This window comes from Kineococcus siccus (genome assembly GCF_009906795.1).
GTDB classification, from domain to species: domain Bacteria; phylum Actinomycetota; class Actinomycetes; order Actinomycetales; family Kineococcaceae; genus Kineococcus; species Kineococcus siccus.
This window is the reverse complement of record NZ_JAAALN010000021.1, coordinates 24348-31400: the sequence shown is the minus strand read 5'-3', so window position 1 is coordinate 31400 and position 7053 is coordinate 24348. Positions and strand designations below refer to the sequence as shown.

Annotated in this window: 7 protein-coding genes; 5 read left to right on the top strand and 2 right to left on the bottom strand. The window is 74.1% G+C overall.

The window, feature by feature from the left end:
* A partial coding sequence (locus GTR02_RS04820; protein ID WP_240895069.1) for an alanine dehydrogenase occupies positions 1-632 on the top strand: 632 nt, incomplete at its 5' end.
* Between the two features lie 12 nt (positions 633-644).
* On the opposite strand, the gene GTR02_RS04815 is transcribed toward GTR02_RS04820, so the two are convergent.
* On the bottom strand, positions 645-1784 hold the full coding sequence (locus GTR02_RS04815; protein ID WP_166606337.1) for a glutamate--cysteine ligase: 1140 nt from the start codon (positions 1782-1784) through the stop codon (positions 645-647).
* A gap of 51 nt (positions 1785-1835) precedes the next feature.
* Here GTR02_RS04815 and GTR02_RS24175 point away from each other — a divergent pair, with 51 nt between their 5' ends.
* Genes GTR02_RS24175 through GTR02_RS04805 form a run of 3 tightly spaced genes read left to right on the top strand, consistent with a single transcriptional unit; the run spans position 1836 to position 4739 of the window.
* Entirely contained in the window at positions 1836-3263 is a 1428-nt protein-coding gene (locus GTR02_RS24175) for an FAD-dependent oxidoreductase (RefSeq protein WP_166606336.1), read from the top strand.
* A gap of 27 nt (positions 3264-3290) precedes the next feature.
* The gene (locus GTR02_RS22360; RefSeq protein ID WP_205708638.1) at positions 3291-3698 is read left to right on the top strand and encodes a MerR family transcriptional regulator; all 408 of its coding nucleotides are present in this window, start codon (positions 3291-3293) and stop codon (positions 3696-3698) included.
* A gap of 33 nt (positions 3699-3731) precedes the next feature.
* Positions 3732-4739 (top strand): aldo/keto reductase, encoded by a 1008-nt coding sequence (locus GTR02_RS04805; RefSeq protein WP_205708637.1) that lies wholly within the window; start codon positions 3732-3734, stop codon positions 4737-4739.
* A gap of 22 nt (positions 4740-4761) precedes the next feature.
* On the opposite strand, the gene GTR02_RS04800 is transcribed toward GTR02_RS04805, so the two are convergent.
* Positions 4762-5406: an MBL fold metallo-hydrolase gene (locus GTR02_RS04800; protein WP_166606335.1), complete on the bottom strand. Its 645-nt coding sequence runs from the start codon at positions 5404-5406 to the stop codon at positions 4762-4764.
* A 123-nt stretch (positions 5407-5529) separates the two neighbouring features.
* Here GTR02_RS04800 and GTR02_RS04795 point away from each other — a divergent pair, with 123 nt between their 5' ends.
* Complete coding sequence (locus tag GTR02_RS04795) at positions 5530-7044, top strand: NCS1 family nucleobase:cation symporter-1 (protein ID WP_166606334.1); 1515 nt, start codon at positions 5530-5532, stop codon at positions 7042-7044.
* Positions 7045-7053 lie beyond the last annotated feature (9 nt).

Genomic DNA, 7053 nt, shown 5'->3' with positions numbered 1-7053 from the left:
TCCCCGGGGTCCGGGGCGCGGACGTCGTCGTGGTCGGGGCGGGCGTGTCGGGGCAGAACGCGGCGCAGATCGCGCTGGGCATGGGCGCCGAGGTCACCGTCCTGGACCTGTCCATCCCCAAGCTGCGCGAGGTCGACGCGCGCTTCGGCGGCGCCGTGCGCACCATCGCGTCGAACGCGTTCGAGCTCGCGCGCGCCGTCCGCAGCGCCGACCTGGTCGTCGGGGCCGTGCTCGTCCCGGGGGCGCGCGCTCCCAAGCTGGTCAGCAACGAGCTCGTCGCGCAGATGCGGCCGGGGTCGGTGCTCGTCGACATCGCCATCGACCAGGGCGGGTGCTTCGAGGACTCGCGGCCGACGACCCACGACGACCCGACCTTCGCGGTGCACGGGTCCGTCTTCTACTGCGTGGCCAACATGCCGGGCGCCGTCCCGCACACCTCGACCTACGCGCTGACCAACGCGACGCTGCCCTACGTCGTGAAGCTGGCCCGGCACGGCTGGAAGCCCGCGCTGAACGCCGACCCGGCGCTGGCCGCCGGGTTGTCCGCGCACGCCGGGCACCTCACGAGCCCCGAGGTCGCTGCGGCGCACGGGCTCACGGCGATGTCGCTGCAGGACGCGCTCGCCTCCTGACGGGCGGGCGGGTCAGGTGGGGCGGCCTGCCCGCATCTCGGCGACGAGGGAGTCGACGACGGCGACGAGCGGGTCCTCGGCGGTGGCGGCCGCCACCGCGCGCTGGCGCTGGTAGCTCGCCCCGCGTCCCGGGATCTGCGCGACGAGCGCGAGGTCGTCGGCGCAGTGCAGCCGGGCCGCGACGGGTTCCAGCCGGTTCAGCAGCTCGGTGAGGTCGTCGGTGACGAGCCGCTCGGCGCCGGCCGCGGAGACGATGACCTCGGCGTCGAGGCCGTAGCGCGCGGCCCGCCACTTGTTCTCCTGCACGTGCCACGGCGGCATGGTGGGCAGCGTCTCGCCCGCCTCGAGGCGGTCGTCGAGGTGCACGACGAGGCAGTGCACCAGGGCGGTGAGGGCCCGCAGCTCCTGCAGCGTCGGGGTCCCGTCGCAGACCCGCACCTCGATGGTGCCGAGCGTCGGGGAGGGCCGGATGTCCCAGCGCACGTCGCTCAGGCCGTCGATCACCCCCGTGACGAGCATGTCGTCGACGTAGGACTCGAACTCGCCCCACGCGCCGAACTGGAACGGCAACCCGGCCGTCGGCAGCTGCTGGAACATCAGCGCCCGGTTGCTGGCGTACCCCGTGTCGGTGCCCGTCCAGAACGGCGACGAGCCCGACAGCGCCTGCAGGTGCGGGTAGTAGTTGAGGAGGCTGTTCAGCAGCGGCAGCACCTTGTGCACCGAGTCGATCCCGACGTGCACGTGCACGCCCCAGATCAGCATCTGCCGGCCCCACATCTGCGTGCGCTCGATGAGCTCGGCGTAGCGGGGGCTCTCGGTGACCTGCTGCACGTCCCACTGGGCGAACGGGTGCGTCCCGCTGCACATGAGCTCCAGGCCCATCGGATCGGTGATCCGCCGGATGCCCCGCAGCGACTCGCTCAGGTCGTCCGCGGCCTCGGCGACGGTGTCGCAGATCCCCGTGACGACCTCGAGGGTGTTGCGCAGCAGCTCCTTCTGGACCTTCGGCCCGGCCGCCTCGTCCTCGGCGTGGACCGCGTCGATCACCTCCGCCGCGGAGGAGACCAGGTCCCGGCTCCGGCGGTCGACGAGGGCCATCTCCCACTCGACGCCGAGCGTCGGCCGGGGGGAGGACGCGAAGTCGATGCCCACGCCGACGATCAGACCACATGCGTCCCGCCCGGCGCGCGCTACCGTCCGGGCGTGAGCGGTGAGCAGCGCGAGGTGGACGTCGTCGTCGTCGGGGCCGGGGCGGTCGGGGAGAACGTCGCCGACCGCGCGGGGCGCGGCGGGCTGGACGTCGTGGTCGTCGAGGGGGAGCTGGTCGGCGGCGAGTGCTCGTACTGGGCGTGCATGCCCAGCAAGGCGCTGCTGCGCTCGGGGCACGCGCTGGCCGCCGCCCGGCGGCTGCCGGGCGCGGCGGAGGCCGTGACCGGGGGGCTGGACGCCGGGGCCGTGCTCGCGCGGCGCACGACCTTCACCCACGACTGGGACGACTCCTCGCAGGCGGACTGGGTCGCCTCCGCGGGCATGTCGCTCGTGCGGGGCACCGCCCGCCTCGTCGGTCCGCGCCGCCTGGAGGTCGAGACGGAGGACGGCCCGCTCACCCTCGTGGCCCGCCGGGCGGTCGTGCTGGCCACCGGCTCGGTGCCCGTGCTGCCCGACGTCGAGGGCCTGGCCACCGCGCGGCCGTGGACGAGCCGCGAGGCCACCAGCGCCGACGCCGTCCCGCCGCGCCTGGCGGTCGTGGGTGGCGGCGTCGTGGCCGTCGAGCTCGCGCAGGCGTACGCGCGGCTGGGCTCGACGGTCACGCTGCTCGTGCGCTCGACGCTGCTGCGCGCCTTCGAGGACTTCGCGGGCGAGGCCGTGGCGGAGGCGCTGCGCGCGGACGGTGTCGACGTGCGCCTGGGCGCGAGCCCGGCCTCCGTCTCCCGCACCGGCACCGAGGTGACGATCACCCTCGACGACGGCGCGACCGTGGTGGCCGAGGAGCTGCTCGTCGCCACCGGCCGCACGCCCGTGACGTCCGGGATCGGGCTGGAGACCGTCGGTCTGGAGGACGGCGGCCGGATCACCGTCGACGACTCCGGGCTCGTCCATGGCGTCGACGGCGCCTGGCTGTACGCCGTGGGCGACGTCACGGGCCGCGCTCCGCTGACCCACCAGGGCAAGTACGACGCCCGGGCGGCCGGTGACGCCATCGCGGCCCGCGCCGCGGGCGAGCTCGTCGGGGACGCGCCCGCGTGGTCGCGGTACGCGGGCACGGCGACGCGCACCGCGGTGCCGCAGGTCGTCTTCACCGACCCCGAGGTCGCGAGCGTCGGTCGGACCGAGCGGCAGGCGCGCGACGCCGGCCTCGACGTGCGGGTGGTCGACCAGGAGATCGGGGCCGTGGCCGGCGCGTCGCTCGTCGCGGACGGCTACGCCGGCCGGGCGCGGATGGTCGTCGACGAGCAGCGCGGCGTCGTCGTCGGCGTGACCTTCGTCGGCCAGGACGTCGCGGAGCTGCTGCACTCCGCCACGGTCGCGGTCGTCGGCGAGGTCCCGCTGGACCGGCTGTGGCACGCCGTGCCGAGCTACCCCACGATCAGCGAGGTGTGGCTGCGGCTGCTGGAGTCCTACGGCCTCTGACGGCGCGCCGCGGAGGACACTGCCGTCGTGACGACGATCGACGTGGACCCGGCGACGCTCCTGAGCATCGCGGAGGCGGCCGCGCGGCTGGGGCTGAGCACCTCCGCGCTGCGCTACTACGAGACCGAGGGCCTGATGCTGGAGGCGGTCGCGCGGACCACCGCCGGCCGGCGCCGCTACGCCCCGGACGACCTGCGCTGGATCGAGACCGTGCAGCGGCTGCGCGCGACGGGGATGCCGGTGCGCGAGGTCCGGGCGTACGCGCAGCTGTGCCGGGACGGGACGGGCAACGAGGCGCGCCGGCTCGAGGTGCTCCGCGAGCACCGCACGCGCGTCCTCGCCCAGCTCGCCGAGGTGACCGGCCACCTCGAGGCCATCACCGCGAAGATCGACGGCTACGAGGAGACGCGGGGGCTCTGGGGCGCCTCCGCTTGACTTCGAGCGCGCTCGACGTCGGACCGTGGTCCCATGACCACCCCCACCCTCTCCCACCGCACCCTCGGCAGCGCCGCGAACGGCACGGCCCTCGACGTCTCCGCCCTCGGCCTGGGCTGCATGGGCATGTCGGAGTTCTACGGCGCGGGCGACGAGTCCGAGTCGCTCGCGACGATCGCGGCCGCCCTCGACGCGGGCGTGACCCTGCTGGACACCGCGGACATGTACGGCCCGTTCACCAACGAGGAGCTCGTCGGGCGCGCCGTCGCCTCGCGCCGTGACGAGGTCGTCCTGGCCACCAAGTTCGGCAACGAGCGCCACCCCGACGGCACCCGCGGCATCAACGGCCGCCCCGGGTACGTCCGCTCCGCGTGCGACGCCAGCCTGCGCCGCCTGGGCGTCGACCACATCGACCTCTACTACCAGCACCGCGTCGACACCACCGTGCCCGTCGAGGAGACGTGGGGCGCCATGGGCGAGCTCGTCGCGGCCGGCAAGGTCCGCCACCTCGGCATCAGCGAGGCCGCGCCCGAGACGATCCGCCGCGCGCACGCGACGGCCCCGGTCACGGCCCTGCAGACGGAGTGGTCGCTGTGGACGCGCGACGTGGAGGAGGACGGGGTGCTCGCCACGGTGCGGGAGCTGGGCATCGGCTTCGTCGCCTACAGCCCGCTCGGCCGCGGGTTCCTGTCCGGCGCCATCACGGGCGTCGACGACCTGGCCCCCGACGACTTCCGCCGGAACAACCCGCGCTTCCAGGGCGAGAACCTGCGGAGGAACCTGCAGCTGGTCGACGAGGTCCGCACCCTGGCCGACGCCAGGGGCGCCACCCCGGGGCAGGTCGCGCTCGCCTGGCTGCTGGCCCAGGGGCCGGACGTCGTGCCGATCCCCGGCACCAAGCGGCGCAGCTACCTCGCGGAGAACGTCGCGGCGGCCGACGTCGAGCTCACCGCCGACGACCTCGCCCGGCTCGAGTCCGTCCTGCCCGTCGGCGCGGGCTCGGGCGACCGCTACCCGGACATGAGCAGCGTCCGGCGCTGACCGCGCACGGCCCGGGGACGCCTCAGAACTCCTGCGGGCCCGCGCCCGCCAGGTCCCGCAGGTCCAGGCGGCCCAGCGTGCGGGCCTGGGTCATGTACAGGCCCCGCCCGACGGGCGACAGCAGCGCGTCGTGGACCGGGAACCCGGCTCCGGCCCCGACCGCGCGGCAGAAGTCGATCATCTCCCGGCTCGCCGCCCACGGGGCGCTGAGCGGCAGCGCCAGGACGTCGACGCCCGCCGGGGCGGTGGCGTAGGAGTCGCCGGGGTGGAACAGCGACGGTTCCCCCTCGGCGCGCAGCACGAGCCCGACGTTGCCGATGCGGGGCACGTCGGCGTGGACGAGCGCGTGCTCGCCGCCGACGGCCTCGACCCGGACGCCGCCGACCTCGAGCACCTCGCCCGGGTGCAGCGGGGTGGCGCCGAGGCCCGCCTCGGCCAGCGACTCCGCCGTCGAGGGCTCCGCGCGCAGCAGGGCGCCGTCGTTCGCCTCCAGCAGCACGGGCAGGCGCTCGACGTCGAGGTGGTCGGGGTGGGCGTGCGTGACGAGCACGGCGTCGAGGTCCTCGAGCTCCTCGAACCCGTGGCTGAACGTGCCGGGGTCGACGAGGATCCGGGCCCCGGCGGTCTCCACGAGGATGCAGGCGTGTCCCAGGTGCGTGATGCGCATGCGCCCATGGTGGACCCGCCCCGGCCGAGATATATCCGCGGGGTTACCTGGACGAAACGAGCCCCTCCTAGCGTGGACGGCACGCCCCTCCCGTGCCACCGAGACGCAACCCAGGAGACCTCCATGGCTGACGTGAAGCGCGCCCCCGCCGAGGTCGCCGAGGCGCCCGGGCCCCGCGCCGGGACGGGGGTGGTGAAACCCGGCTACGACCCCTCGCTCGCGAACGAGGACCTGGCCCCGCTGGGCCGGCAGAACTGGAAGTCCTACAACTTCTTCGCGTTCTGGATGTCCGACGTGCACAGCGTCGGCGGGTACGTGACCGCCGGCAGCCTGTTCGCCCTCGGGCTCGCCGCGTGGCAGGTGCTGATCGCGCTGCTCGTGGGCATCGTCGTGGTCTACCTGCTGTGCAACCTCGTCGCGCGGCCCAGCCAGGAGACCGGCACGCCCTACCCGGTCGTCTCCCGCGTGACCTTCGGCGTCCGCGGCGCCAACGTGCCCGCCGTCATCCGCGGCCTCATCGCGGTGGCCTGGTACGGCATCCAGACCTACCTGGCGTCGAACTCCCTCGTCATCCTGGCGCTGAAGCTGCAGCCCGCGTGGGGTCCGTACGCGGAGGTGGAGCGCCACGGGTTCGCCGGCCTGAGCACCCTGGGGTGGGCGGCGTTCGGCCTCATGTGGGTCCTGCAGGCGGTCGTGTTCTGGCGGGGCATGGAGGCCATCCGCCGGTTCATCGACTTCTGCGGCCCCGCCGTCTACGTCGTGATGTTCGCCCTGGCCGCCTACCTCGTGGTGCGGGCGGGGCCGTCGAACATCGACCTCAACCTGGGCAGCATCACCCACACCGGCTGGGGCGCCGTGGGCATCATGGTCACGGCCGTGGCGCTGGTCGTCTCCTACTTCTCCGGGCCGATGCTGAACTACGGCGACTTCGCCCGCTACGGCCGCTCGATGGCCGACGTGAAGCGCGGCAACCTCCTCGGCCTGCCGCTGAACTTCCTGGTGTTCGCGCTCCTCGTCACCGTGACCGCCTCGGCCACCGTGCCCGTGTACGGGTCGATGATCACCGACCCGGTCGAGACCGTCGCCCGCCTCGACAGCACGACCGCCGTCGTCCTGGGCTGCCTCACCTTCGTCATCGCGACCATCGGGATCAACATCGTCGCGAACTTCGTCGCGCCCGCGTTCGACTTCTCCCACGTCAGCCCGCAGCGCATCAGCTGGCGGACCGGCGGGATGATCGCCGCGGTCGGGTCGGTGCTGCTGACGCCGTGGAACCTCTACAACAGCCCCGAGACGATCCACTACACGCTCGACGTCCTGGGCGCGTTCATCGGGCCGCTGTACGGCGTGCTCATCGCCGACTACTACCTCGTCAAGCGGCGCGCGATCGTCGTCGACGACCTGTACACGATGAGCCCGCGGGGCCGCTACCACTACCGCGCCGGCTGGAACCCCGTCGCCGTCGGCGCGGTCGTGGCCGGGGCCGCCCTCGCGCTCGTGCCGGTGCTGAGCCACCACACCACGACGGCCACGTTCAGCTGGTTCATCGGCGCGGGCGTCGGGTTCGCGGTCTACCTGCTGTTCCGCCGCTCGATCCCCGCGTCCGCGGACCTCACCGTCGTGCCGGGACCGCGGTGACCGCGCCCG

Excerpts from the sequence above, each read along its gene's own strand:
- GTR02_RS04805 (WP_205708637.1), top strand. The coding sequence starts at position 3,732 with ATGACCACCCCCACCCTCTCCCACCGCACCCTCGGCAGCGCCGCGAAC.
- GTR02_RS04800 (WP_166606335.1), bottom strand. The coding sequence starts at position 5,406 with ATGCGCATCACGCACCTGGGACACGCCTGCATCCTCGTGGAGACCGCC.
- GTR02_RS04795 (WP_166606334.1), top strand. The coding sequence starts at position 5,530 with ATGGCTGACGTGAAGCGCGCCCCCGCCGAGGTCGCCGAGGCGCCCGGG.